General features: G+C 71.7%; 25 protein-coding genes. 16 read left to right on the forward strand and 9 right to left on the reverse strand.

Annotation, left to right across the window (positions count from 1 at the left end; genetic code table 11):
* Nucleotides 1-38: 38 nt before the first annotated feature.
* Entirely contained in the window at nucleotides 39-1,040 is a 1,002-nt protein-coding gene (locus J8403_RS36130; RefSeq protein WP_211126832.1) for a LacI family DNA-binding transcriptional regulator, read from the forward strand.
* A gap of 148 nt (nucleotides 1,041-1,188) precedes the next feature.
* Here J8403_RS36130 and J8403_RS36135 read toward each other — a convergent pair whose 3' ends face one another.
* Both J8403_RS36135 and J8403_RS36140 read right to left on the reverse strand, forming a co-directional pair.
* The gene (locus J8403_RS36135) at nucleotides 1,189-1,608 is read right to left on the reverse strand and encodes an SRPBCC family protein (RefSeq protein WP_211126833.1); all 420 of its coding nucleotides are present in this window, start codon (nucleotides 1,606-1,608) and stop codon (nucleotides 1,189-1,191) included.
* A 39-nt stretch (nucleotides 1,609-1,647) separates the two neighbouring features.
* Nucleotides 1,648-2,658 carry an aldo/keto reductase gene (locus J8403_RS36140; RefSeq protein ID WP_211126834.1) on the reverse strand — a complete coding sequence of 337 codons (1,011 nt, stop codon included), beginning with the start codon at nucleotides 2,656-2,658 and terminating at the stop codon, nucleotides 1,648-1,650.
* Nucleotides 2,659-2,799: 141 nt separating this feature from the next.
* On the opposite strand from J8403_RS36140, the gene J8403_RS36145 reads away from it, so the two are divergent.
* The gene (locus tag J8403_RS36145) at nucleotides 2,800-3,738 is read left to right on the forward strand and encodes a LysR substrate-binding domain-containing protein (RefSeq protein ID WP_211126835.1); all 939 of its coding nucleotides are present in this window, start codon (nucleotides 2,800-2,802) and stop codon (nucleotides 3,736-3,738) included.
* A gap of 2 nt (nucleotides 3,739-3,740) precedes the next feature.
* Here J8403_RS36145 and J8403_RS36150 read toward each other — a convergent pair whose 3' ends face one another.
* The gene (locus tag J8403_RS36150) at nucleotides 3,741-4,244 is read right to left on the reverse strand and encodes a MarR family winged helix-turn-helix transcriptional regulator (protein WP_211126836.1); all 504 of its coding nucleotides are present in this window, start codon (nucleotides 4,242-4,244) and stop codon (nucleotides 3,741-3,743) included.
* Between the two features lie 162 nt (nucleotides 4,245-4,406).
* Here J8403_RS36150 and J8403_RS36155 point away from each other — a divergent pair, with 162 nt between their 5' ends.
* The 4 genes from J8403_RS36155 to J8403_RS36170 all read left to right on the forward strand — a co-directional run bounded on the left by J8403_RS36155 (nucleotide 4,407) and on the right by J8403_RS36170 (nucleotide 8,135).
* Nucleotides 4,407-5,612: an MFS transporter gene (locus tag J8403_RS36155; RefSeq protein ID WP_211126837.1), complete on the forward strand. Its 1,206-nt coding sequence runs from the start codon at nucleotides 4,407-4,409 to the stop codon at nucleotides 5,610-5,612.
* Nucleotides 5,613-5,661: 49 nt separating this feature from the next.
* The gene (locus tag J8403_RS36160) at nucleotides 5,662-6,087 is read left to right on the forward strand and encodes a GlcG/HbpS family heme-binding protein (protein ID WP_211126838.1); all 426 of its coding nucleotides are present in this window, start codon (nucleotides 5,662-5,664) and stop codon (nucleotides 6,085-6,087) included.
* 71 nt (nucleotides 6,088-6,158) lie between these two features.
* The gene (locus J8403_RS36165; RefSeq protein WP_211126839.1) at nucleotides 6,159-6,983 is read left to right on the forward strand and encodes an aldo/keto reductase; all 825 of its coding nucleotides are present in this window, start codon (nucleotides 6,159-6,161) and stop codon (nucleotides 6,981-6,983) included.
* Between the two features lie 135 nt (nucleotides 6,984-7,118).
* On the forward strand, nucleotides 7,119-8,135 hold the full coding sequence (locus J8403_RS36170) for a TIGR03571 family LLM class oxidoreductase (RefSeq protein WP_211126840.1): 1,017 nt from the start codon (nucleotides 7,119-7,121) through the stop codon (nucleotides 8,133-8,135).
* 313 nt (nucleotides 8,136-8,448) lie between these two features.
* Here the strand turns inward: J8403_RS36170 and J8403_RS36175 are convergent, their stop codons facing one another.
* Nucleotides 8,449-8,802: a hypothetical protein gene (locus J8403_RS36175; RefSeq protein ID WP_246586154.1), complete on the reverse strand. Its 354-nt coding sequence runs from the start codon at nucleotides 8,800-8,802 to the stop codon at nucleotides 8,449-8,451.
* 379 nt (nucleotides 8,803-9,181) lie between these two features.
* Here J8403_RS36175 and J8403_RS36180 point away from each other — a divergent pair, with 379 nt between their 5' ends.
* A complete protein-coding gene (locus J8403_RS36180; protein WP_211126842.1) occupies nucleotides 9,182-10,666 on the forward strand; it encodes a carboxylesterase/lipase family protein in 1,485 nt (494 codons plus the stop codon).
* A 34-nt stretch (nucleotides 10,667-10,700) separates the two neighbouring features.
* Here J8403_RS36180 and J8403_RS36185 read toward each other — a convergent pair whose 3' ends face one another.
* Nucleotides 10,701-11,516: a LysR family transcriptional regulator gene (locus tag J8403_RS36185; RefSeq protein ID WP_211126843.1), complete on the reverse strand. Its 816-nt coding sequence runs from the start codon at nucleotides 11,514-11,516 to the stop codon at nucleotides 10,701-10,703.
* 68 nt (nucleotides 11,517-11,584) lie between these two features.
* Here J8403_RS36185 and J8403_RS36190 point away from each other — a divergent pair, with 68 nt between their 5' ends.
* Both J8403_RS36190 and J8403_RS36195 read left to right on the forward strand, forming a co-directional pair.
* A complete protein-coding gene (locus tag J8403_RS36190) occupies nucleotides 11,585-12,481 on the forward strand; it encodes an NAD(P)H-binding protein (RefSeq protein ID WP_211126844.1) in 897 nt (298 codons plus the stop codon).
* Complete coding sequence (locus tag J8403_RS36195) at nucleotides 12,478-13,167, forward strand: SDR family NAD(P)-dependent oxidoreductase (RefSeq protein WP_211126845.1); 690 nt, start codon at nucleotides 12,478-12,480, stop codon at nucleotides 13,165-13,167. The genes J8403_RS36190 and J8403_RS36195 overlap by 4 nt, the downstream gene beginning before the upstream one ends.
* Nucleotides 13,168-13,183: 16 nt before the next feature.
* Here the strand turns inward: J8403_RS36195 and J8403_RS36200 are convergent, their stop codons facing one another.
* Complete coding sequence (locus J8403_RS36200; RefSeq protein WP_211126846.1) at nucleotides 13,184-14,323, reverse strand: acyl-CoA dehydrogenase family protein; 1,140 nt, start codon at nucleotides 14,321-14,323, stop codon at nucleotides 13,184-13,186.
* Nucleotides 14,324-14,525: 202 nt separating this feature from the next.
* On the opposite strand from J8403_RS36200, the gene J8403_RS36205 reads away from it, so the two are divergent.
* Entirely contained in the window at nucleotides 14,526-14,966 is a 441-nt protein-coding gene (locus J8403_RS36205) for an Lrp/AsnC family transcriptional regulator (protein WP_211126847.1), read from the forward strand.
* A gap of 49 nt (nucleotides 14,967-15,015) precedes the next feature.
* On the opposite strand, the gene J8403_RS36210 is transcribed toward J8403_RS36205, so the two are convergent.
* The gene (locus J8403_RS36210; RefSeq protein WP_211126848.1) at nucleotides 15,016-15,498 is read right to left on the reverse strand and encodes a MarR family winged helix-turn-helix transcriptional regulator; all 483 of its coding nucleotides are present in this window, start codon (nucleotides 15,496-15,498) and stop codon (nucleotides 15,016-15,018) included.
* 133 nt (nucleotides 15,499-15,631) lie between these two features.
* Here J8403_RS36210 and J8403_RS36215 point away from each other — a divergent pair, with 133 nt between their 5' ends.
* From J8403_RS36215 to J8403_RS36230, 4 genes are read left to right on the forward strand one after another with little or no spacing between them, the layout of a single operon-like run.
* The gene (locus J8403_RS36215; protein WP_211126849.1) at nucleotides 15,632-16,696 is read left to right on the forward strand and encodes an alkene reductase; all 1,065 of its coding nucleotides are present in this window, start codon (nucleotides 15,632-15,634) and stop codon (nucleotides 16,694-16,696) included.
* A gap of 56 nt (nucleotides 16,697-16,752) precedes the next feature.
* Nucleotides 16,753-17,640, forward strand: coding sequence for an AraC family transcriptional regulator (locus J8403_RS36220; protein ID WP_246586155.1), 888 nt, complete (start codon nucleotides 16,753-16,755; stop codon nucleotides 17,638-17,640).
* Nucleotides 17,641-17,699: 59 nt separating this feature from the next.
* A complete protein-coding gene (locus J8403_RS36225) occupies nucleotides 17,700-18,881 on the forward strand; it encodes an epoxide hydrolase family protein (RefSeq protein ID WP_246586156.1) in 1,182 nt (393 codons plus the stop codon).
* 39 nt (nucleotides 18,882-18,920) lie between these two features.
* On the forward strand, nucleotides 18,921-19,769 hold the full coding sequence (locus J8403_RS36230; RefSeq protein WP_211126852.1) for an alpha/beta fold hydrolase: 849 nt from the start codon (nucleotides 18,921-18,923) through the stop codon (nucleotides 19,767-19,769).
* Nucleotides 19,770-19,816: 47 nt separating this feature from the next.
* Here the strand turns inward: J8403_RS36230 and J8403_RS36235 are convergent, their stop codons facing one another.
* A complete protein-coding gene (locus tag J8403_RS36235; protein WP_211126853.1) occupies nucleotides 19,817-20,740 on the reverse strand; it encodes an SDR family NAD(P)-dependent oxidoreductase in 924 nt (307 codons plus the stop codon).
* A 152-nt stretch (nucleotides 20,741-20,892) separates the two neighbouring features.
* Here J8403_RS36235 and J8403_RS36240 point away from each other — a divergent pair, with 152 nt between their 5' ends.
* Nucleotides 20,893-21,759, forward strand: a complete 867-nt coding sequence (locus J8403_RS36240) for a helix-turn-helix transcriptional regulator (protein ID WP_211126854.1) — start codon at nucleotides 20,893-20,895, stop codon at nucleotides 21,757-21,759.
* Between the two features lie 59 nt (nucleotides 21,760-21,818).
* Here J8403_RS36240 and J8403_RS36245 read toward each other — a convergent pair whose 3' ends face one another.
* Nucleotides 21,819-22,802, reverse strand: a complete 984-nt coding sequence (locus tag J8403_RS36245) for a zinc-dependent alcohol dehydrogenase family protein (protein WP_211126855.1) — start codon at nucleotides 22,800-22,802, stop codon at nucleotides 21,819-21,821.
* A gap of 104 nt (nucleotides 22,803-22,906) precedes the next feature.
* Between J8403_RS36245 and J8403_RS36250 the strand changes: the two genes are divergently transcribed.
* On the forward strand, nucleotides 22,907-23,860 hold the full coding sequence (locus tag J8403_RS36250) for an AraC family transcriptional regulator (protein ID WP_211126856.1): 954 nt from the start codon (nucleotides 22,907-22,909) through the stop codon (nucleotides 23,858-23,860).
* Nucleotides 23,861-23,902 lie beyond the last annotated feature (42 nt).

Consider the following 23,902-nt stretch of genomic DNA (forward strand, 5'->3'; position numbering starts at 1 on the left):
CGGATCCGGCCCCGCGGATCCGGCCCTACGGAGGAGCTGTGGTCACCAGTCAGGACGTGGCCCGGCTGGCCGGAGTGTCACAGGCGACCGTCTCCCGGGTGCTCCAGGGCAGCGCCCGGGTCTCCCCGGAGACCAGGGAACGCGTCCTGACCGCCATGAAACAGGCCGGCTACCACCCCAACGCGGCCGCCAGGGCCATGCGCACCCGGCGCGCGGGCACGATCGGCGTGGTCGTCGCGGACATCACCAACCCCTTCTATCCGCAGCTGCTGGAAGCGGTCGGCGATGAACTCGGCCGCGCGGGGCAGCGGATGACCCTGTGGAACGCCACCGGACCGAGCGAGGCCAGCGCCCTGGAGGCCATCCGCGAAGGCGCGGTGGACGGGCTCCTGTTCACGACGGTCACCGAGATGTCCAAGCCGCTCGAAGAGGCGCTGCAGCGCAACGAGCCCGTGGTGCTGCTCCACCGCGGGCTGGACCACATCGGCTGCGACCAGGTCACCGCCGACAATGTGGCCGGCGGGCGGCTCGCCGCCCGGTACCTGGTGCGGGCCGGACACGAGCGCATCGGTTTTCTGCGCGGACCGCAGTCGGCCAGCACCGCGCTCCACCGGGAGCGCGGCTTCCGCGAGATGCTGGGCGAACTGGGGCGCCCGCTGGCGCCGGAACTGGTGCGGCCGGGGGACTTCTCCCACGACACGGCGCGCGCCGCGATGCGCGAACTGCTCGACCGCCCGCATCCCCCCTCCGCCGTCTTCTGCGCCAACGACCTCACCGCCCTCGGCGCCGTCGACGGCGCGATCTCCCTGGGCGTACGGGTCCCCGAGGACGTCTGGGTGGTTGGGTACGACGACATCGCGATGGCCGCGTGGGAGGCGTACGGCCTGACCACCGTGCGGCAGCCGATCACCGACATGGCGCGGATGGCCGTGCGCATGCTGATCGAGCGGATCGAGGACCGCACGCTGCCCGCCCGGCGCCGGGAGTTCCCGGCCGAGCTGGTGGTCCGGCGGTCCACCGCCCATACGCCCGCGTCCTGAGCCTGGGTTGGGGAACGCCGCCAACGCCGCCGCCCGGGCGCGTGGTGCTCCCGGGCGGGCGGTCTCCGAGGCGTTCGGCTCGGCGGGGCGTCAGGCGTTTCCGCGCGGCGGCCCGTCAGGCGTTTCCGCGTGGCGGGCCGTCAGGCGGTCAGCCCTCCAGGGTGTTCCGCAGGGCGGCGAGACCGTCGGCGTAGATGCCGTGGAAGAGCGCGACCGCTTCGTCCTCGCTGACGTCGGTGGGGGTGAACGTCCCGGACCACTCGACGTGCGAGGCGCCGGACCGGCCGGGGACCTCGCGCACGGTCAGGGTGGACAGGTAGTCGGTCACCGGGAACGGCGCGTCGAGGATGGCGTAGCTGTATGAGCGCGCCGCGTCGTCGAAGGCCACGAGCCGCTCGACGATCACACCGCCCTCCTCGTTGCGCAGATGGCGGACGCGGCCGCCCTCGGACGGGACGCTTTCGGAGATGTACGGCAGCCAGTCGGGCAGCGAGTCGAAGCCGCCGATGAGCTGCCACACCCGCTCGGGTGGTACGGGCAGGTCGAGGGAGGCGGTGGTGGAGGCCATGGAAATGCTCCTGTCGGGGTGGGAGGACGGGAGGGTGGATCAGTCGGTGGGCAGGGGAGCCAGGGGGGAGACCAGTCCGGCGTCGCGCAGCTCGGTCCAGAACGCCGCGGGGACGGTCTCGTCGAGGGCCGCGACGTCCTCGGCGATACGGCTGGGCCGGGTGGCACCCGGGATCACGGCCGCGGTCGCCGGATGGGCGAGGGCGAACTGCAGGGCGGCCGCCTTGACGCTGATGCCGTGCCGCTCGGCGAGCTGCTTGATGCGCGTGACCTTCTCGATGATGTGCGCGGGCGCGTCCTGGTACTCGAAGTGGGTGCCGCCCGCGAGGATGCCGGAGCTGTACGGGCCGCCGACGACGAGGTCGACCCCCTGGTCGACCGCCGTGGGGAGCAGCCGCTGCAGCGCGCGGTCGTGGTCCAGCAGCGTGTAGCGCCCGGCGAGCAGGAACGCGTCCGGCTTCGGCTCGTCCAGGTCGAGGGTGAGCTCCACCGGCTCGACGCGGTTGACGCCGAGTCCCCATGCCTTGATCACGCCCTCGTCGCGCAGCCGCTGCAGTACGCGGAAGGCGCCGGTGCGGGCGGTCTCGTAGACGGCGAGCCAGTTGTCTCCGTGGAAGTCCTGGGCGACGTCGTGGACCCAGACGATGTCGAGCCGGTCGGTGCGCAGGCGCCGCAGGCTGTCCTCGATCGACCGCAGGGTGGCGTCGGCCGTCCACTCGTGCACGATCTTGTTGGGACGGCCGTGTTCGAACAGGCCGCCCTTCTCGCCGAAGTCACGGTCGGCGGGGTCCTCCACCTCGTCGAGGATGACCCGACCCACCTTCGTGCTGAGCACGTACTGGTCGCGGGGGCGCCCGGCGAGCGCGTCGCCGAGGCGTATCTCCGCCAGGCCGGCGCCGTAGAAGGGAGCGGTGTCGTAGTAACGGATGCCGTGGTCCCAGGCGGCGTCTACGGTGGCGGCGGCCTCCTCGGCGGAGACGTCGCGGAACATGCTGCCGAGCGGTGCCGTGCCCAAGCCGAGGCGACCGGGGAGCAGGGACTTGATGGTCATGAAAGGTCCTTGCGAAGAGAGGAGAGGGGGCGGACTCATGGCTTCCGGCCGGTCCGCCGTTCTTGCGTCTTCGACAGTAGGATCGGTACTTCAGACTGTCCAAGACTCTCTTGGATAGAGTTGAGTCCTCGGAGGTCTTACGTGCTTGACCTGCGCCAACTCCGCTACTTCATCGCGGTGGCCGAGACCGAACACGTCGGCCGCGCCGCCGAGCAACTCCACATCTCGCAGTCTCCTCTCAGCCGGCAGATCGCCCAACTGGAGAAGAACCTCGGCCTCACCCTGTTCGAGCGCAGCCAGCAGCGCATCCGGCTCACCCGCGATGGCGCGATCTTCCTCAGCGAGGCCCGGGCCCTGCTGCGCCATGCCGACCGGCTGGAGAACCTGGGCCGCCGGCTGGGCAGGGGTGAGGAGGGCGGCCTGTGCATCGGCTATGTCGCCGACGCCATGCACACGGGGGTGCTGCCGGGGGCGCTGCGCCGGCTGCAGGAGGAGAGCCCCGGCATCCATGTCGCGCTGTACAGCATGCCCGCGGCCGAGCAGTTCGAGGGACTGCGCCAGCGCAGCCTCGACATCGCCCTGGTGCGGGAGCCGCCGGACCGCGACGACCCCGTGCTGCGGGCCGCGCCGCTGCTGGAGGACCCGTTGCTGCTCGTCCTCCCGGCCGGCCATCCGCTGGCCGCGCGCGAGACGATCGCGGCGCGGGACCTGGACGGCCAGCCGTGGATCGCGGTCGAGGAGCCGGGCGACCCGGTGTGGCGGGACACGTTCGTCGCCGCGTGTGTCGCCTCCGGCTTCACGCCCGACATCCGGCTCGACGCCGCGGACCCGCTGACGGCACTCGGCCTGGTGGCCTCCGGCCTCGGGCTGGCGCTGGTGCAGAGAAGCATGGTGCGCGGGGCGACGGACGCCGTGGCCGTGCGCACATTGCCCTGGCACGAGGCGTCCGTTCACCTGTGGGCGGTATGGCACCACGTCGATCTGCGGCCCGTCGTCGCCTCGTTCCGCGAGACGGTGCTGTCGGACGAGCGGGAGCCGGGTGCGGGGCCACTGGCGGGTGGGCTCGCCTCGGGGGTGTGAGGTCAGCCGGGGAGTCCGCACCCCGGAATCCGGAGTGACGAAGCGTCAGGGGGTGATGCCTCCAAGGACGCCACGGCCGCGACCAGGGTGGCGAGCCTCGGGTCCCGGGCGGCCAGGTCGAGCGCTTCGCGCAGGGCCTCTTCGTAGGTCGGCCGGGCCTGGCGGAGCAGGGTCAGACCGGCCTCGGTGACATTGGTGTAGATCCCGCGCCGGTCGGTGGGACACAGGTAGCGGGAGAGGAGTTCGCGGTCCTCGAGCCGGGTGACCAGGCGGGTGGTGGCGCTCTGGCTGAGGGCGACGGCCTCGCCGACCTGCTTCATCTGCAGATGGCCGTTCTCCCCGTCGTGCTGTCGGCTCAGTACGTCCAGAACCGCGTACTCGCGGGCGCTGAGCCCATGGCGGGTGTGCAGGGCCCCCTCGAGATGCGTCTCGATCCCGCTGTGCAGCAGTGACAGGGCGCACCAGCTCTGGGCGAGGGGAGTGGCGTCGAGGTCCGGCGTGGGCATGGGTGCCTCCTGGGTGGGGCGGGATGAGGCGGGGCCGGGCCCCGCGGTGGTGACGGTGATGTGATACACAGCCTGAGCAATATAGCGCGCTTGCAATTAGTGTGTATGCAAGTATCGTGGACGCTCGTAAAGGGCGGTAGCAATCACTTGGAGTGAACTTTCATGCCCATCGCACTGCTGGCCCTCGCCATCGGGGCCTTCGGGATCGGAACCACCGAGTTCGTGATCATGGGGCTGCTGCCCGAGGTCGCCGGGGACTTCGGTGTGTCCATCCCCACCGCCGGGTTCCTGGTGACCGGCTACGCGCTCGGCGTCATGGTCGGCGCACCGCTGATGACCGCGCTCGGTACGAAGATCTCCCGCAAGAACATGCTGATGCTGCTGATGGGGCTGTTCGTGGTGGGCAATCTGCTCTCCGCGCTCGCCCCCGCCTTCGGCGTGATGGCCGTGGGCCGGATCGTCGCCTCCTTCGCGCACGGCGCGTTCTTCGGCATCGGCTCTGTCGTCGCGGCCGACCTGGTCGCCCCCGAGAAGAAGGCCGGTGCCATCTCGATGATGTTCACCGGCCTGACCGTCGCGAACGTCGTCGGCGTGCCGCTGGGCACCTCGATCGGCCAGTCACTGGGGTGGCGGACCACCTTCTTCCTCGTGGCGGCGCTCGGCGTGGTGGGCCTGGCGGGCATCGCCAAGCTCATCCCCGACATCCCCAAGCCGGAGGGTGTGCACCTGGTCCATGAGCTGGCCGCCTTCCGCAACGCGCAGGTGCTGCTGGCCATGGCGATGACCGTGCTCGGCTTCGGCGGTGTCTTCGCCGCGATCACCTACATCGCGCCGATGATGACCGAGGTCGCCGGCTTCGCGGACTCCTCCGTCACCTGGCTGCTGGTCCTCTTCGGGCTCGGCATGGTCGGCGGCAACCTCCTCGGGGGCCGGTTCGCCGACCGGGCGCTGATGCCGATGCTGTACGTGTCGCTGGGCGCGCTCGCGCTGGTCCTGGCCGCGTTCACCTTCACCGCCCACAACAAGATCGCGGCCGCCGTTTCCATCGCCCTCGTCGGCGCCCTGGGCTTCGCGACCGTTCCTCCGCTGCAGAAGCGGGTGCTGGACCATGCGGCGGGCGCCCCCACTCTCGCCTCCGCCGTCAACATCGGCGCCTTCAACCTGGGCAACGCGCTCTCGGCCTGGCTCGGCGGCCTGGTGATCTCGGCCGGACTCGGCTACACGGCCCCCAACTGGGTCGGTGCCATCCTCGCCGGATCCGCCCTGGCCCTCGCCGTCCTCTCCGCCGCCCTGGAGCGCCGCGACACCCGCCACGTCCACGACGGCGCCACCAGCGAGCCGGTCCGTGTTTCCACCGCCCGGCACTGAGCCACCCGTCACCCAACAGCACCACCACCATCGAGGAGACCGACCCGCCATGAGCACCACCGAAACCGCCGTCGCCCCTCTCACGACCGAGGATGCCGAAGCCCTCCTCCAGGCCGCCCGCGCCGCCGCCGAGGCGGCCGGGGTGACGGCCGCGATCAGCGTTCTCGACGCCGGTGGCCATCTCCTGGCCTTCCGGCGCGACGACCGGGCCGTACTGATCGCGGGGGAGACCAGCACCCGCAAGGCGTTCACCGCACTGCAGCTCGACGCCCCCACCGCGGACCTGGTCGACGCGGTCCAGCCCGGAGGCGTCTTCCACACCCTGCCCACCGCCCTCGACCGGCCGCTGCTGTTCCTCGCCGGTGGCGTCCCGGTCCACCGCGACGGCCGGCTGATCGGCGCGATCGGCGTGGGCGGCGGCGCGCCCGAGCAGGACCACGGGATCGCCACCACCGCGCTCGCGACGCTCGGCTGACCCCGGACCACCACACCTACCCGCAAGCACCAGCGAATACCCGCAAGCACCAGCGAACCGAGAAGGACTCCATGACCTCCGTACCCCGCCTCACCCTCCACACCGGCCTCGAGATCCCGCAGCTGGGCTTCGGCGTCTTCCAGGTGGAGGACGCGCAGACCACCGACGCGGTGCTCTCCGCCATCGAGGCCGGCTACCGCAGCATCGACACCGCGGCCATCTACGGCAACGAGGCCGGGGTCGGCCGCGCCCTGGCCACCTCCGGCGTCCCCCGCGAGGAGCTGTTCCTCACCACCAAGCTGTGGAACGCCGACCAGGGATACGACTCCACCCTCGCGGCCTTCGACGCCAGCGTGGCCAAGCTGGGCACCGACTATGTGGACCTCTACCTGATCCACTGGCCCACCCCCGCCCGCGACCGCTACCTGGACACGTGGCGCGCCCTGGAGAAGCTGCTGGCCGACGGCCGCACCCGCGCCATCGGCGTGTCCAACTTCCAGCCCGCCCACCTGCAGCGGCTGCTCGACCACAGCGGTGTGGTCCCGGTCATCAACCAGGTCGAGCTGCACCCCTACCTCCAGCAGGGACAGCTGCGGGACTTCCACGCCCAGCACAAGATCGCCACCGAGGCGTGGAGCCCGCTGGCCCAGGGCGCGCTTCTCCAGGACCCCGCCCTGGCCGCGATAGCGCAGCGGCACGGCAAGACGCCCGCGCAGGTGGTTCTGCGCTGGCATCTGCAGCTGGGGAACGTGGTGATCCCCAAGTCCGTGACCCCCGCCCGCATCCGGGAGAACATCGACGTCTTCGACTTCACCCTCACCCCTGAGGACATCGAGGCGATCAACGCTCTGGACCGTGGCCAGCGCACCGGGCCGGACCCCGACACCCTCAACTGACCCGACACCACTTCTCTCGACCGCGCCGCCGCGGCCGTGCTCATCAGCCGGCCGCGGCGGCGCGGCCCGTTCTCGCCCCTGATTCCCTTCCCTCCCCGCCCCCGTTGCCCCTCTCCTGGAAGCCGTCTTCGCGTCATGTCCACTGCCCTGAGCCGCCTGACCCACCCCCACGGCGGCCGCCTCACCCTCGGCCTGGAACTCCCCCTGGACAACGACTGGGGACAGTCCCGGGCGGCCACCGACCGGAAGGCGGGCCGCCCCTTCGGTGTGCCGTCCCTCGAAGCGCACGCCCAACTCGCCCGCCTCGCCGACCAGTCCGGATTCGCCGCGCTGTGGGTCCGGGACGTACCGCTGTACGACCCGGTGCACTTCGGCGACGCCGGGTCGGTGTTCGAGACCTTCACCCACCTGGGCCATCTCGCGGCGATCACCGAACGCGCCGTCCTCGGCACCGCGGCCGTCGTGCTGCCACTGCGCCGGTCACTCCTGGTCGCCAAGGCGGCCGCGACCGTCGACGTGCTGTCCGGCGGGCGCTTCATCCTCGGCCTGGCCAGCGGTGACCGTCCGGTCGAATACCCGCTCTTCGACGTGGAGTTCACCACCCGCGCCGAAACCTTCCGCGACGGCGTCGAGGTGCTGCGCACCGCTTGGTCCACCCCGCCGCCCGGCCAGGGCATGGAACTGCCACGGCTCGGCCTCACCGCCGACCGGCAGCTCGATGTGCTGCCCAAGCCGACCGGCGGGACCATCCCGATCGCGGTCGCGGGCAATGCCCAGCAGAGCCCGGAGTGGATCGCCGAACACGTCGACGCGAGCCTCAACTACCCGCGCGACCTGGGAGCGCTCCGCCTGAAGACGGAGAAGTGGCAACGGCTGACGGCCGACCGCCCCAAGCCCTATCTGACCCCCATGATGCTCGACCTCCTGCCCGATCCCGCGGCCCCCGCCACGTCCATCCGGCTCGGACTCCGCACCGGCCGGGACGGCCTCGTGGAACACCTGGAGAAGATGTCGGCCCTCGGCGTCGCGCATGTCTCCTTCAACCTGCGACCGGGCGACCGCCCCGTCGAGGACGTACTGGCCGAACTCACCGACCACGTACTGCCGCGTTTCCCCTCACCGGTCACGGCCGGCGGTGCCGCGGCGGCGTAGCCGTACCCGATCCGGTGCCCCTCGCGGTGCCGGTGCTTTACGGCGGGGAGGAGGCGGTGCGGGGTGCCGGGATCCGGTCGCCCCGCACCCGGCGCCGGAACCAGATGACCTTTCCTGCGGGGGTGACGCGGGCGCCGAAGGCATCGGCGAGCGCGGCGACGAGGAGCAGCCCGCGGCCGTGCTCGGCGTCCGGGTCGCTGTGTGCGCCACTTCGACGACACCCTCCAGCACCTCAAGGAGACCTACGAGGCGGGCATCCGCCACTCCCGTTCCCCCGGCAGCCCGCCGGTGGAGGGCTGACCCCCGGGGCCGGTCACCTGGAGACGATCCGCAGGATCGCCGTGCCGTCCTCCCCGGCCGCCATCAGGATCACCACGGCGCCGGGCTGAGCGGCCGGCCGCATGGTGTCCACCCGTCCGCATGAGTTGCTGCTGCCGTGGTCGCGCAGCACGGTGATGCATCCCTGGCCCGGACCGCTCGCCCCGCCCTGGGACCGGCCATTGCCCGACTTCACCGTGTACTGGACCTTGTTCGGCCCGACCTCGGTCACCGACAGCGTCGCCGGACCGGCCGGGCTCTTGAACCGGACCGTCACCGGAGCGGACACCGCGATCTCGCAGTCGCCGTCCGCGCAGGCGGCGACATCACGCCCGTCCGCCGCCGACACGGAGGGCTTCGCCGAGGGGCTGCGACTCCCGGAGGGGCTGTTCGAGGGCGATGTGGAACGGGACGCCGACGGCTGGTCAGCGCGCGAGGGCGCCCCGTCGGTCCGGTCCGATCCACCGCAGCCGGCCACGGCCACAGCGGTCAGCACCGCCAGCCCCAGACCCGCTCCCGCCTGACGCGCCCGCATCCTTCGCGGCCCGCCTGCCGATGTCCTCGCGGCCATGATGTCCCTCGTATTCCGGTCGGTGCGTGCCAACGTACCCTCTGCTCGCGCGATCACCGTGCAGGCGCTTTCCCTTCACCCCGTCATCTTCGTCGTGCTCGTCCAAGTGGGTGGACAAGCGGGCCGCCGGTGCCCCACCCCCGGAGGAAGGACTCCCATGGTCACCGTCTCCACGCCCAGCGGCGCCCTGCTCGGTGCGTCCACCCGCGGAATCGCCGCGTTCAAGGGCATCCCCTACGCCGCGCCGCCCTTCGGCCCGAACCGCTTCCTGCCGCCGCGGCCCGTCCGGCCCTGGCAGGGCGTTCGCGACGCCCTGGCCTATGGGGCCACCGCGCCGAAGGCCCCCTATCGCGCCCCCGCCGATCGGCTCCTCCCCGAGGTGGACATCCCCGGCGAGGACTGCCTCAACCTCAACGTCTGGACGCCGGACCCGGCCGGACGGCTGCCCGTCATGGTCTGGCTGCACGGCGGCGCCTTCACCCAGGGCTCCGGCGCGGTGCCGCTCTACGACGGCAGCCGGTTCGCCCGCGACGGCGTCGTCTGCGTCACCGTCAACTACCGCCTGGGCGCGGAGGGATTTCTCTTCCTCGGTGAGGGCGACACCGCCAATCTCGGCCTGCACGACCAGCTCGCCGCGCTGCGCTGGGTGCGGGAGAACATCACCGCGTTCGGCGGCGACCCCGACAACGTCACCCTCTTCGGCCAGTCCGCCGGTGCCATGAGCATCGGAGCGCTGCTTGCCGCGCCCCGCACCGCCGGTCTCATCCGCCGGGCCGTCCTGCAGAGCGGCGCGGCACACCACGTCCTCACCCGGGCCACCGCCCGGCGGATCGGCCACCACCTGGCCGAGCTGCTCGGCGTGCCGCCGACCCGCCGGGCCCTCGCCACCCTTCCGCCGCGCCGGCTCGCCGACGCGGTGGAAGACCTGGGCTCCGCCGTCCTCGCCGAGCCCGACCCCGCCCGGTGGGGCGAGGTCGCACGGAATCTGATGCCCCTCGAACCCGTCGTCGACGGCGATCTGCTGCCCGCACCCCCGATCGAGGCCATCGCCGGCGGTGCCGCCGCCGATGTCGATGTCCTCGTCGGCACCAACAGCGACGAGTACCGGCTCTTCCTCGTGCCCTCCGGCATGCTCGACCTCATCGGCGAACCCGAACTGCGCACGGTGGCCGCCGGCTACGGTCCCGACCCCGACGAGGCCGTGGCCGCCTATCGCGCGGAACACCCGGATGGCTCCCCCGGCGAGCTGCTGGCCGCCCTGGCCACCGACTGGTTCTACCGCCTCCCGGCCATCCGCCTCGCCGAGGCACGCACCGGCCACACCGGCGCCACCCACGTCTACGAGTTCGCCTGGCGGCCACCCACCTTCGACGGGCGCCTCGGCGCCTGCCACGCCGCCGAGATCCCCTTCGTCTTCGACAACCTCCACGATCCGGCGCTCGCCCCGCTGCTCGGCGACGGCCTCCCAGGGCAGCTGGCCGACGCCATGCACCGCGCGTGGGTCTCCTTCGCCACCGACGGAGACCCCGGCTGGCCCGCGTACGGCACCCGGCACCGCACCACCATGCGCTTCGACACCGTCTCGGCGGTCCAGAGGGATCCCCGCCCGCGCCTGCGGTCCCTCTGGGACGGGCATCGCTAGGCCGTGTTCACGGCGGCGCGTGGCCGCCGATCGCTCAGGTGGTGCCGGCCCGCAGCGTCTCGGTGGCGATCTCCAGGAAGTCGCGCAGCACCTTCTCCCGCCGGTCCGCGAGGACGGCCAGGCAGGTCTCGACCAATGGCGCGTCCGTGACGGGGAGGTGGACGAGTTCGGGGCGGGAGTAGGACCGCGCGACACTCAGCGGGACGAGCGCGATGCCCTGCCCGGAGGCGATGAGCTCGAACTTCTCTTCGAGCGAGGAGGTCCGTCGCGTCGGCGCGTCGAGCATCCGCTCGCCGTCGAGGTCCGCGGAGGTGAGCTCCTGACGGGACGCCAGCGGATGCGCCGCGGGCATGCAGGCGACCCTGGTCTCGTGGCCGATGGGGATGATGCGCAAGTCCGAGTGGTCGAACGGCCGCCGCAGATAGGCGACTTGGGCGCGGCCGTCGCGCAGTGGCGCGTCCTGCTCCCACCAGCGCACCGGGACGACATCGGTCTCGACCTCCGGGTGGCGCGCCGAGAACGCCCGGAGCGCCTCCGACACATACAGCCCGGAGCAGAAGGCGACCACGAGCCGTTGGACGCCCCGATCCACGTCGTGGACGCTCCGCACGGCCGAGGCGACGGTCGCCAGGATCCGCTGCGCCTCCTCGTAGAGCCGCTTCCCGGCATCGGTCAGCTCCACGCTGCGGGTGCTCCGTACCAGCAGCGTGCACTCCATCTCCTGTTCGAAGGCCCTGATCTGGCGGCTGAGGACCGGCTGGGCGATATAGAGCTGTTCCGCCGCACGGCCGAAGTGCCGGTGCTCGGCCACCGCGACGAAGTAGCGGAGCTTGCGCAGATCGAGATCCATGCCCTGAAGGTATCAATTGCCGGGAAGGGTATTGGACGTCCGCAGGTGGCCGCCCCGAGACTCACAGCATGATCGTCATCACTGCTCCCACCGGCCAGATCGGCGGCCGGCTGCTGGACATCCTGCTGGGCGAGACCCCCGATCGCGGCGAAGAGCTGCGGGTCATCGTGCGCGACCCCGCGCGACTCCCCGACGAGGTCCGTGCCCGCGTCGACGTCGTCACCGGCTCGCACGGCGACCCCGAGGTCGTCGACCGGGCCTTCGCCGGCGCGGACGCCGTCTTCTGGCTGGTCCCGCCGGACCCGCGGACGCCGAGCATGGACACCGCGTACTCCGGCTTCACCCGCGCCGCCGCGAAGGCGTTCACGGCCCACGGAGTCGGACACGTCGTCGGCGTCTCGGCGCTCGGCCGCGGCACCCCCGTCGCCGACCGCGCCGGCCATGTGACGGCGTCCCTGGCCATGGACGACCTCATCGCGAGCACCGGCGTGGCCTACCGGGCGCTCGCCTGCCCGTCCTTCATGGACAACCTGCTGCGGCAGCGGGCCTCGATCCGCGACGACGGCGTGTACACCGACACCGCCGCCCCCGACCGCACCGCACCGACGGCCGCCACCCGGGACATCGCCGCGGTCGCCGCCGGCCTGCTGCTCGACCGCTCGTGGACGGGGACGGGCGAGGTCCCGGTGCTGGGCCCCGAGGACCTTTCGGCCATCGACATGGCGCGCATCATGTCCGATGTGCTCGGCCGCCCGGTCCGCTACGAGCGCCAGTCGCTCGAGGACCTCCGCGCCGGACTCGCCGGACACGGCCTCGGGGACGCGTTCGTGGAGGCCTACGTCAACATGGCGGACGCCAAGAACAACGGCCTCGACGACGGCGTACCGCGCACCCCTCGCATCACCAGCCCCACGACCTTCCGCGAGTGGTGCGAGAAGGTCCTCAAGCCGGAGGTTCAGGCATGAGCTCCAAGACCGCACTCATCGTCGGGGCGTCCCGCACCCTCGGACTCGCCCTCGCCACCGAGTACGCGCACCGCGGCTGGAACGTCATCGGGACCGTCCGTGGCGATCGGCGCACCGGCCTCCACGACCTGGCCGAGGCGTCCGGAGGCCGGGTCACCGTCGAGTCGCTGGACATGACGGCCCCCGAGCAGATCGCCGCGCTGCGCGAGCGCCTGGCGGAGCGCACGCTCGACCTGCTGTTCGTCAACGCCGGCATCACCCGGGGCAACATCCCGATCGGCGACGTCCCGACCGAGATGTTCGTCGAGGTCATGGTCACCAACGCGCTCAGCCCGATGCGGGTCGTCGAGTCCCTCCGCTCGCTGGTCGCGCCAGCCGGGACGATCGGCGTGATGTCCTCGCGCCAGGGCAGCGTCGGCTTCAACACTCGGGGCGGTCAGGACGTCTACCGCGCCAGCAAGTCCGCCCTGAACCAGCTGATGCGCAGCTACGCCGCCCGCTACGCCGACGCCGCGCACACGCTGCTGCTCATGTGCCCCGGCCATGTCCGCACCGAACTCGGCGGACCGGACGCGCCGCTGACCATCGACCAGTCCATCCCCGGCGTGGTGGACACGATCGACCGCCACAGCGGCGAACCGGGCCTGCGGTACCTCAACTACCAGGGCCAGACCGTGCCCTGGTAGCACCCGCCGGGCCAGGTCAGTGGGCGAGCTGACGGCTGATGATCAGCCGCTGGATCTGGTTGGTGCCCTCGAAGATCTGCATGATCTTCGCCTCGCGCATATAGCGCTCCACGGGGAAGTCGCGGGTGTATCCGTAGCCGCCGAAGACCTGGACCGCGTCCGTGGTGACCTTCATGGCGGCGTCGGTCGCCGTCAGCTTGGCGACGCTCGCCTGGCGGGTGTACGGGCGTCCGTGGTCACGGCGGCGGGCGGCGTCCACGTAGGTGGCGCGCGCCGAGTCGACCGCGGCGGCCATGTCGGCCAGCAGGAAGCCGAGCCCTTGGTGGTCGATGATGCGGCGGCCGAAGGTGGTGCGTTCGTGGGCGTAGGCGGTCGCGGCGTCCAGGGCGGCCTGGGCCAGCCCGGTGGCGCAGGCGGCGACGCCCAGCCGGCCGGAGTCCAGGGCGCTGAAGGCGATCTGGAGCCCCTGGCCCTCGACGCCGATGAGCCGGTCGGTGGCCAGCGGCGCATCGTCCCAGAACGCCGAGGTGGTGGGGATGGCGTGCAGCCCCATCTTGTCCTCGGGCCGGCCGAAGGTGAGGCCGTCGGTGTGTCCGGGCGCGAAGAAGCAGGAGATGCCGTCGCTGCCCGGACCGGTGCGGGCGAACAGGGCGTAGAAGTCCGCCTTGCCGCCATGGGTGATCCACGCCTTGGCGCCGGTGATCCGGTAGCCGTCGGGGGCCTTGTCGGCGCGGCAGGTCAGGGCCGCCGCGTCGGATCCGGCCTGCGGCTCGGACAGGCTGTAGCCACCGATGAGACGTCCGCCGAGGATGTCCCCCGCCCAGCGCTCGCGCTGGGCGGGGGTGCCGAACGTCAGCAGCGGGAAGGCGGCGAGGGTGTGGACGCTGGTGGCGATGGCGACGGCGGCCCAGCGGGCGGCCAGCTCTTCGAGGACCTGCAGATAGACCTCGTAGGGCTGGCCGCCTCCGCCGAACTCCTCCGGGTAGGGCAGACCCAGCAGCCCGGTCTCGCCCATCAGGCGGAACAGCCCCTCGGGATAGCTCTCGGTGCGCTCGTGCTCCTCGACGCGGGGGGCCAGCTCCTTGTCGGCGATCTCGCGGACGAGGTCGAGCAGATCCTCCGCCTCACGGGTGGGAAGCAGACGGTCGACAGGCATGAAGGGCGCTCCTGGGGTACGAACGGGGCGAGGTCCTCGACGTTCATGGGTCCGGGCCTAGGACAGCAACACCCTCAGGGCGAGCACAAGTAAGTTGCGGTTGATCGGCGAAAAGACGCAAAATGAAGGGGCAATTGGGGGTGCTGTACTAAAAGAATTTGCGTGCGTGCGGGGTGTGCGCGGGGTGCGGAACGGAGGGGCGATGTCCGAGTTCGACGACGTGGACCGCCAGTTGCTGCGGATGCTGCGCGAGGACGGCCGGCGCACCTTTTCCGAGATGGCACCCGAGGTCGGGCTGTCGGTGGCCGCGGTCAAACGCCGCGTGGACCGGCTCAAGGACAGCGGGGTGATCAAGGGCTTCACCGTGCAGATCGACCACACCAAGCTCGGCTGGGGCATCGAGGCGTTCGTGGAGCTGTCCTACACCGGTACGACCCCGGTCGGGGAGATCGTCCGTACCGCCTACGCGGTCCCCGAGGTGCAGGCGGTCTTCACCATCGCCGGGGACCCCGACGCCCTGGTGAACGTCCGGGTGCGGGACATCGAGCATCTGCAGCAGGTCATCGACGCCCTGCGCCGGGTCGGGCAGGTCACCGGAACCAAGACGCTGATGGTGCTGGGCTCATGGACACGCAATGACTGACCGCTGATCGCGCGCCAGGCCCTGTCCCGCGGAGACCGCCGGACAGGGCCTAGACGTCGGGGGAGGTGTCCTCGCCGGGGGCGAGGTTCTTCTCGACCTTGGCGAGGATCCTGGCGAAGGCTTCCCGCTCCGCGTCGTCCAGCCCGTCCAGGATGTGCTCCTCCAGCTGCCCCCAGACCTGCGCGACCTCGGGCCGCAGGGCGTAGCTCTCCTCCGAGGCCCGGACGAGCATGACGCGCCGGTCATGCGGATCGCGTGCGCGGATGACATACCCGCCCTGCTCCAGTCGCCGCAGGGTCAGGGTCACGGTCGACGGGTCCAGGTCGAGCGCCCTGGCCAGCTCCGACTGGCGGACCGGTCCGGCATCCCACAGGGCCATCATCAGGAATTCCTGACCGGAACAGAGGCCGGTCGGACGCAGCAGCCTGCCACCGGCGAGGCGGTGCAGGCGGGCAACGCGCGCCAGGGTCTGGCTGACGGCGCCGCCGTATCCGTCCTCCGTCGCGCCGGTGTGGGGGAGCTCTGTGGTCATGGGGGCAAGACTATCGTGGCCGCCCAATCATTGGTCGACCAATGAATGGGCTATGGTGGCTCTCCGGCGAGATCGTTGGCCAACCAACGATCTCGTCGTTCGACGTCATGTCCCTCAACCCGCGGGAGCCGTTGTGACCACACCCTTCGATCCGATCGACCTTGCCGGGCTGCGCCTCCGCAACCGCCTGGTCATGCCCGCCATGGGCCGGGCCCGTGCGTTCGGGCCCGGCGATACGGCCACCGACTCGATGGCGACGTACTACGCGCAGCGGGCCACCGCCGGCCTGATCATCACGGAGGGGTCGCGGCCATCGGCGGTCGGCCAGGGCTTCCCCTACACCCCGGGGCTGCACAGCGCCGAGCAGATCGCCGCCTGGCGCCGCGTCACCGACGCGGTGCACGCCGAGGGCGGCACGGTCTTCGCCCAGCTCGCGCACGTCGGCAGGATCGGCGATCCCGATCTGCTGCCCGAGGGGATGGTGCACGTCGCCCCGTCGGCCATCGCCGCTCCCGGCCGGCTGTTCACCGTCCACGGCATGAAGGACTTCACCACCCCCCGCGCGCTGACCTCCCAGGAGGTGCGGGAGACGATCGCGGATTTCGCCCGGGCCGCGCGCAACGCCGTGGAGGCGGGGTTCGACGGGGTCGAACTGCACGCCGCGTACGGCTACTTGATCCACCAGTTCCTGGCGCCCAGCTCCAATCTGCGCACCGATGAGTGGGGCGGCTCGGTCGAAGGCCGGGTCCGGTTCGCGGCGGAGGTGGTCGCGGCCGTGTCGGAGGCCATCGGGGCACGGCGCACGGGGATACGTATCTCGCCCGGCATTCGCTACAACGGAATCGAGGAGCCCGAGCTCGAGCCCACCTACGCCCAGTTGGTCCGCCGGCTGAACGAGACCGGCCCTGCCTATCTGCATGTCGTCGAAAGCTCCCGCGATCTGAGCAATCTCCTGCGCAAGGAGTTCTCCGGAACCTTCATCCTCAACCCCGCGACGGATGGATTCACCAGCGCGGCGGACCTGACGCTCATCGAGGACGGCACGGCCGACATGCTGTCCTTCGGCGCGCTCTTCCTCGCCAACCCCGACCTGCCGGCCCGGCTGCGAGCGGGCGGACCGTACAACACACCCGATACGACGACCTTCTACGGCGGCACTGACGAGGGATTCATCGACTACCCCTCCCTGGACGCCTGAGGGACCGAACGCCAGGGAAGGCCCGGTCCGCACCGGCCATCGGTATGCTCGATGTGGTGTGCGACGCTCCCGACTTCGACCTCGAGCCGTATACCGGATTCGACGCCAACCCGTATGTCGAGCGGACGTTCAGCAGCTGGGACAGCCTGGGCTGGCGGTCGCTGCTGCTGCAGCGGTTCCATCACACTGCGCGCGTGGAGCGGGTGGCACTGCCCGCCACCGACGATCTGCACCTGGTGCTGACGGTCGCGGGCGACGCGTCGATGGAGACTCACACCGGTGGCCGCTGGCAGCGGCGGCATTGGCTGCCCGGACAGGTCGATATGGCCCTTCCGGGCGTGGCGTCGGTGCGCCGCTACCGGTCCGTGGCCCCCTTGCGGACCCTCCAGGTGCACATTCCACACGTCACCGTCGCCCGTACGGTAGAGCAGCTGGGCGGGGCGGGCGTCGACTATGAGCGGATGGCCGCCGCGGTGGCCTCGGGGGATCCGCTCGTCGAACACACCCTGCGGTCGCTGGGCGCGGCCGGTGAGGCCGAGGACCTGTACGCGGAGTCCGCGGCGACGTTCCTCGCCGTGCATCTGCTCGGCGGCGGCGTCCGGCCGGCGAAGGCGAGCCGGGAGAGCGCCGAAGGGCCCTGGGTGCACAGGGCCGTGGCGATGATGCGGGACCGGCTCGGCGGGCCGTTGACGGTGGCCGACCTGGCCTCCGAAGTCGGCTTCAGCGTCTACCACTTCATCCGGGTGTTCAAGGAGGCCACGGGTCAGACGCCGCACCGCTATCTCACCCGGCTGCGGGTCGAGGAGGCGCAGCGGCTGCTCGGAGCCGGTGGGCTGTCCGTCGCCCAGGTCGCCACGCGATGCGGATTCGGCAGCCCCGGCTCACTGTCCACGGCGTTCCTACGGCATACGGGAGTCCGGCCGTCGGCCTACCGCAATCGGTGATCCCTGTACGGCAATCGCGCGCATTCCCGCGGCCCCGGGCCGGTCCTAGCGTTCGTGGCGTGCCGACCTACCCCGCGGGCGCGGTGCCGCCCGACATCGAACCCTTCGCCATCTCCGTCCCCGACGCCGACCTCGACGATCTGCGCTCCCGGCTGGACCGCGTCCGCCTCCCCGAACCCGAGACCGTGACCGACGCGTCCCAAGGCGTGCCGCTGGACCGGATGCGGGCGCTCCTCGCGGCGTTGCGCGAGGTGGACTGGCGGGCGCGCGAGAAGACCTGGAACGCGATCGGCCACTTCCGCACCGTCATCGACGACCTGGAGCTGGCTTTCTGGCATGTGCGGTCGCCGGAGCCCGCCGCGATGCCGCTGCTGCTGACCCACGGCTGGCCCGGGTCGATCCTGGAGTTCGAGCAGGTCATCGGACCGCTCACCGATCCGGCCGGCCATGGCGGCGACCCGGCCGACGCCTTCGACGTCATCGTCCCGTCGCTGCCCGGGTTCGGCTTCAGCGGCCGCCCCACGGAGACGGGGTGGAATCCCGCCCGGACGGCCGACGCCTGGGCCACGCTGATGAGCCGCCTGGGGTACGACCGCTTCGCCGCGCACGGCGGCGACTGGGGCGCGTTCATCAGCACCGAGCTGGCCCGCCGGTTTCCCTCGCGGGTGATCGGTCTGCACCTGACGATGCCGGTGGCCTCACCGCTCCCGCAGGACCGGGACACCGCCACCCCGGCCGAGGCGCGCATGATCGAACGGCGTGATCTGCACCTGGCCGACGGCTACGGCTTCGGGATCCAGATGGGCACCCGGCCCCAGACCCTCGGCTACGCCCTGGTCGACTCGCCCGCCGGGCTGGCCGCCTGGCTGGGCGAGAAGTTCGCCGCCTACGCCGACACCCGGGCCGAGGCCGGGGGAGGGGTGAGCCTCGACCGGCAGGCCGAGGGCATCGCGCTGTACTGGCTCACCGGCACCGGAGCGTCCACCTCCCGCTGGTACTGGGAGGCGCTGCGCTGGACGCCGCGCAGCGCGGAAGAGGAGAACGCCCGGCCCGTGACCGTGCCGACCGCGTGCTCGCTCTTCCCGGCCGAGCCATGGCCCACGGCCAGGCGCTGGGCCGAGCGGCGCTATATGGATCTGCGGTCCTGGCACGCATTGGACCGAGGCGGTCATTTTCCGGGGCTGGAGCACCCCGACGTGCTGGTGGAGGAGGTGCGGGCCGCCTTCCGCGGTCTACGGTGACGGACCGCACTGCGATCCCCACGGCGCAAGGGAGCGACGATGCCCGCTCGAGCCACCCCGCTGCTGTTCCTGCACGGCAATTGGCATGGGGCCTGGTGCTGGACCGAGGTGATCGCCGCTCTGGCCGGGGCCGGCCGCTCGGCTGTCGCGGTGGACATGGCAGGCCACGGGCTGCGCGCACGCCGCCCCGCCTGCCTCACCCGCCGCCCCTTCGACGCCGAGGCACTGGCCACCGAGGTCTCGCCGGTGGCGGACGTGGACCTCGACCAGGCGGGTGACCTCCTGGTGTCGCAGATCAAACGGGTCGGCCGGGGCGGCCCGGTCACGGTGATCGCCCACAGCATGGGCGGCACCGTACTGACGCGGGCCGCGGAGCAGGCACCCGGGTCGGTGGCCCACGCGGTGTATCTGACCGCGCTCATGCCAGCCTCGGACGTCCCCGCCCTCGCCTATGTCCGGATGCCCGAGAACGCGGGCGCCCTCGTCCAGTCCTGCGTCCGCGCCGATCCCGCCGCGATCGGGGCGCTGCGGCTGGACCTCGTCTCGGGCGACGTGGCATATCGCCGCCAGTTGCGGGACGCGTTCTACGGCGACGTCGACCCGGCCGTCGCCGAGGCGGCCTTCGGACTGCTGACGCCCGACGCTCCGATCGGCATCGCGCTCGGTACCACCACCCTCACCCGCGACGGCTGGGGCTCGGTCCCCCGTACCTACATCACCTGCGCACGGGACATGGCGGTGCGCCCGGCGCTCCAGAAGAAGCTCATCAGCGACGCCACCGTGGCCTTCCCGGACAATCCGACCGCGGTCGCGGCGCTCGACGCCTCCCACTCGCCGTTCTTGTCCATGCCCGGGCAGGTGGCGGAGCTCGTCGCGGAGCTGGGCTGATCCGGTCGGGATCCGGTCTCCGCCGCATCCCCGGACACCTCCAGTGGTCAGGCCGCGTGGGCCACGGTGAACCGTTCGACGGCGTCCCAGAGTTCGCGCTCGCGCTGCGGGTCGTACGACTCCCGCGACGACCGCGCCACCTCGGCGCGGTCGACATAGGAGCCGGTCGGTGCGGGGATCGTGCCCAGGACGACATCGGCGAGGTGGCGGCCCGCGGTGGCCCGGCCGGTGGCGAACGGGGTGAGGGTCAGCACCGGCAGGACGCGCCGCATGGCGAACCGGGAGACGGGACCCGCGTTGCGGGCGAGGCCGGTGCCGGGGACGAAGCCCGGGTTGTAGGCGATGGCGTCGATCCCGGCCGGAAGCCGGCGCGCGTACTCGTGCACGAGGTGGATGGCGGCCAGCTTGCTCGTCGAGTACGCGGTGCGGCCACCGGCCGTGGTGCCCGGCCCGGGGAAGGCGCCCGGACGGGCGAGGACATCGGGGGAGTTCCACACCGGGCTCGGCACCATGCCCAGGTTGTGCCTGAAGTCGCCGAAGTGGGTGTCGCTGACGGTGATCACGATCCGGGCGGGCGCGGCGAAGTGGTCCTGGAGCAGGCGGACGAAGAGATGGTTGGCGAGCACGTTGATGGCGAACGTGGCCTCGAACCCCTCGGGGGACTCGGTCAGCGCGTTGGTGTACTGCATGCCCGCGTTGCCCACGAACCCGCGCAGCGGTGGCAGATCACCGCGCTCCAGCCGGTCACGGATCTGGGCGGCGGCGGAGCGGACACTCCGCAGCGAGGCGAGGTCCGCCGACACATGCGAGACCGTGTGCCCGCCCCCGGCGAGTTCCTCGGCGAGCCGGGCGCCGGAGGACGCGCGGGCCACCACGACGAGGTGGGTATGGGGCGAGTGGCGCAGGATGTGCTCCGCCGCGGCGCGGCCGATCCCGCGGCTCGCGCCCGTCATCACCAGGGTGTGCTTCATCAAGGGGTCCTTCACTGGTCGGCCGATGGCGCCCGGACCGGGCGCGGCGGGCTCCACGTTCGCCGCCTCCGCCCCCGCCGGCCAGTGCCGTCCGCGTCACTAGGACTGGCAGTACCCAGGCTCATCCGGCGCCGCACGGCGAGAATGAACCCATGGCTTCCTCCGGCTCCGACTTCGCCGCGCTCCTGCGCGCCTGGCGCGACCGTCTCTCCCCGGCCGACGCCGGCTTCGCCCCGACGGCCACCCGCCGCGCCCCGGGACTGCGCCGCGAGGAGCTCGCACAGCTGGCCGGGCTCTCGGTCGACTACATCCTGCGCCTGGAGCAGGGGCGTGCGAAGAACCCCTCGGACCAGGTCGTCGGCGCCCTCGCCCGCGCCCTCCAGCTCTCCCGCGCCGAGCGCGACCAGCTCTACCGCGGCGCCGGGCTCCTTCCCCCGCGCGACGGGACGGTCAACGCCCATGTGCCCCCGGGCATCCAGCGGCTCGCCGCGCGCCTGGGCGACGTCCCGATCGGGGTGTTCACCGCGGATTGGACCCTGGTGTGGTGGAACGCCATGTGGAGTGCCCTGCACGGCGACGCCGCCACCCTCCCGGCCGCCGAACGCAGCCTGGCCCGCGCCCTGTTCGGCAGCGGTGCCGCCCGCGCCGCGACCCTTCACATCCGGCCCGCGCGCGGGCAGGACACCTTCGAAGCCTCGATCGTCGCCGACCTCAAGGACGCCGTCTCCCGTTACCCCGCCGACGGCCGGCTCCAGCGGCTGGTGCGGGAACTGCGGGCGGAGTCCGAGGTGTTCGCGCACTACTGGGCCACCCGGACGACCGCCGCCCAGCACACGAGCGACCGGAAGACGATCCGGCATCAGGAGGCCGGAGACATCCACCTGGACTGCGATGTCCTCGTCGTCCCCGGCGCGGACCTGCGCATGGTCACCTACACGGCGGCGACCGGAAGCAGTGACGCGGGCAAGCTCGACCTCCTCCGCGTCACCGGCGCCCGCACCGCCGCTCCGCGCCCGTGACCCGCCTCTCGGTGGCCGTAGAGGATCAGTGGCCGTAGAGGATCAGGGGCCGTACGTCGTCAGTGACCGATGACGACCTTGCCGAAGCGTGGCCCCTTCTCGAAGTGGGCGAACGCCTCCGGCGCCTGGTCGAAGGGCACGACACGGTCGATGACGGGCCGCAGCCGATGCCGGCCGATGACCTTGTTCATCCGCTCGAAGTCGCTCCGGCTGCCGACGCTGATCGACCTGAGCGTGGCGGCGCGGCGGAAGAATCGCGTCACATCCATCCCGCCGCCCGCCGCGAGATTGCCGACGAGGGCGATCTGCCCGCCGTAGGCCACGGCTTCGACGGACTGGGCGAGCGTTCCGGCGCCACCGATCTCGACGACACGGTCGGCACCGCCACCGGTGAGCGCCCGCACCTGGGCGCCCCACTCCGGTGTGCTGACGTAGTCGACGACATCGGACGCGCCGAGCGCGCCGAGCCGTCGGGCCTTCTCATCGCTGGATGTCGTGGCGAGCACACGTGCCCCGGCCAGACGGGCGAACTGCAGCGCGAAGACCGACACCCCGCCCGAGCCCTGGATCAGGACCGTATCGCCCGGGCCGACTCCGCTCACCGCCGACCACGCGGTGAGCGCGGCACAGGGAAGCGTGGCCGCTTCCTCGAAGGAGAGCTGGTCCGGCATGGCGACCAGGCTCTGCTCGTCGAGGGCGATGTACTCGGTGAGCCAGCCATCGCGCTGGGTCCCGTGGAATTCCCCCCACTGCGGGAAGGGACCGTACAGCCAGGTCGGATGGAAGGTGCTCACGACGCGGTCCCCCACCCGGAACCGCGAAACCCCGTCCCCGACCGCCTCCACGACGCCCGCGCCGTCGGAGAGCGGGATGCGCCCCGGCGGCACCTCGATGGAATACCTGCCGGAGACGATGAGCAGGTCGCGCGCGTTGATGGAGCTGGCCTTGACGCGGACCAGCACTTCGCCCGCCGACGGGGCCGGCACCGGACGGGTGGCCGGGGCGATCAGGCCGCCGCCCGTGTCGATCTGGAATGTTCGCATTTCCCCTCCTTTGTTCTTTGAACATCTCCACGATAGGGCGGCACGGCTGGACGATCTGTATCCTTGCGTCCGTGGTTTGGCGCAGATCGTCCAGGAGGGTGGAGATGGATCCCATCGACGACCTTCTTGCCACCATGAAGATCGAGGACGCGCGGTACGTACGGGTGGACGCCCGTGCGCCGTGGGGCATCTCCTTCCCTCCCCGGGACCTCGCCCGGCTGGTCCTGATCTCCAGCGGTTCGTGTTGGCTCGTCGGGGACACGCTCGCCGGGCCGCAACGTCTGGAGGCCAACGACTGCTTCCTGGTCCGCGCGGGCGTGAGGTTCACCCTTCAGGACACCACGGGCAGTGAGGTCGTCGACTGCGACGGACTGGTCTCCCAAGCTCCCGGCAACGCGGCCCGCGTCGGGGGTGACGGTGAGCTGACGCAGATCGTGTCCAGCCGGTTCGCCTTCGACGCCGTGGCGGCCGAACCACTCTTCGCGCTGCTGCCACCGTTGTTCCGGCTGAACCTGGACCACACCTCCGGCCACCTCCTGCGCACCACGTTCGACCTCATCGCGAGGGAGAGCGCGGCAGGCGGGCTCGGTGGTGGCTTCATCATGAGCCGGCTGTCCGATGTGCTCTTCGTCCAGGCACTACGGAGCTGTTGCGCCGATGTCGGGGGCGGCACCATCGGCTGGATCGCCGCACTGCGGGACCCCCGGCTGGCCGTCGCCATGCGGGAGTTGCACGCGGACCTGGCCCATCCGTGGACGGTCGACGAACTCGCCCGCAAGGCGGGGATGTCGCGCTCGGCGTTCGCCGCCTCGTTCAAGGAGAAGACGGGGGACACCCCGCTGGGCTACCTCACCTCATGGCGCATGTACCGGGTGAAGGTGCTGCTCCGGGAGACGCCGCTGAGCGTTCAGGAGATCGCGGTCAGGGTCGGCTACGACACCGGAAGCGCGCTGAGCCGTGCCTTTTCGGCCAGGGAGGGCGTCACGCCCGGGGGCTGGCGGAAGTCGATGGACCAGGCGCTCCGTCGGCGCCCCCCGTCCGGCGCGACAGCCGCCTGACCACGTCCGGCGTCGGCTCGGCCTGGGGCACCGGGGCCGGAG

Source organism: Streptomyces yatensis (assembly GCF_018069625.1).
Lineage (GTDB): Bacteria > Actinomycetota > Actinomycetes > Streptomycetales > Streptomycetaceae > Streptomyces > Streptomyces yatensis.

Coding starts and splice junctions, on each gene's coding strand:
- J8403_RS36135 (WP_211126833.1), bottom strand. CDS start 1,608: ATGGCCTCCACCACCGCCTCCCTCGACCTGCCCGTACCACCCGAGCGG.
- J8403_RS36140 (WP_211126834.1), bottom strand. CDS start 2,658: ATGACCATCAAGTCCCTGCTCCCCGGTCGCCTCGGCTTGGGCACGGCA.
- J8403_RS36150 (WP_211126836.1), bottom strand. CDS start 4,244: ATGCCCACGCCGGACCTCGACGCCACTCCCCTCGCCCAGAGCTGGTGC.
- J8403_RS36155 (WP_211126837.1), top strand. CDS start 4,407: ATGCCCATCGCACTGCTGGCCCTCGCCATCGGGGCCTTCGGGATCGGA.
- J8403_RS36160 (WP_211126838.1), top strand. CDS start 5,662: ATGAGCACCACCGAAACCGCCGTCGCCCCTCTCACGACCGAGGATGCC.
- J8403_RS36165 (WP_211126839.1), top strand. CDS start 6,159: ATGACCTCCGTACCCCGCCTCACCCTCCACACCGGCCTCGAGATCCCG.
- J8403_RS36170 (WP_211126840.1), top strand. CDS start 7,119: ATGTCCACTGCCCTGAGCCGCCTGACCCACCCCCACGGCGGCCGCCTC.
- J8403_RS36180 (WP_211126842.1), top strand. CDS start 9,182: ATGGTCACCGTCTCCACGCCCAGCGGCGCCCTGCTCGGTGCGTCCACC.
- J8403_RS36185 (WP_211126843.1), bottom strand. CDS start 11,516: ATGGATCTCGATCTGCGCAAGCTCCGCTACTTCGTCGCGGTGGCCGAG.
- J8403_RS36190 (WP_211126844.1), top strand. CDS start 11,585: ATGATCGTCATCACTGCTCCCACCGGCCAGATCGGCGGCCGGCTGCTG.
- J8403_RS36195 (WP_211126845.1), top strand. CDS start 12,478: ATGAGCTCCAAGACCGCACTCATCGTCGGGGCGTCCCGCACCCTCGGA.
- J8403_RS36200 (WP_211126846.1), bottom strand. CDS start 14,323: ATGCCTGTCGACCGTCTGCTTCCCACCCGTGAGGCGGAGGATCTGCTC.
- J8403_RS36205 (WP_211126847.1), top strand. CDS start 14,526: ATGTCCGAGTTCGACGACGTGGACCGCCAGTTGCTGCGGATGCTGCGC.
- J8403_RS36210 (WP_211126848.1), bottom strand. CDS start 15,498: ATGACCACAGAGCTCCCCCACACCGGCGCGACGGAGGACGGATACGGC.
- J8403_RS36230 (WP_211126852.1), top strand. CDS start 18,921: ATGCCCGCTCGAGCCACCCCGCTGCTGTTCCTGCACGGCAATTGGCAT.
- J8403_RS36235 (WP_211126853.1), bottom strand. CDS start 20,740: ATGAAGCACACCCTGGTGATGACGGGCGCGAGCCGCGGGATCGGCCGC.
- J8403_RS36240 (WP_211126854.1), top strand. CDS start 20,893: ATGGCTTCCTCCGGCTCCGACTTCGCCGCGCTCCTGCGCGCCTGGCGC.
- J8403_RS36245 (WP_211126855.1), bottom strand. CDS start 22,802: ATGCGAACATTCCAGATCGACACGGGCGGCGGCCTGATCGCCCCGGCC.
- J8403_RS36250 (WP_211126856.1), top strand. CDS start 22,907: ATGGATCCCATCGACGACCTTCTTGCCACCATGAAGATCGAGGACGCG.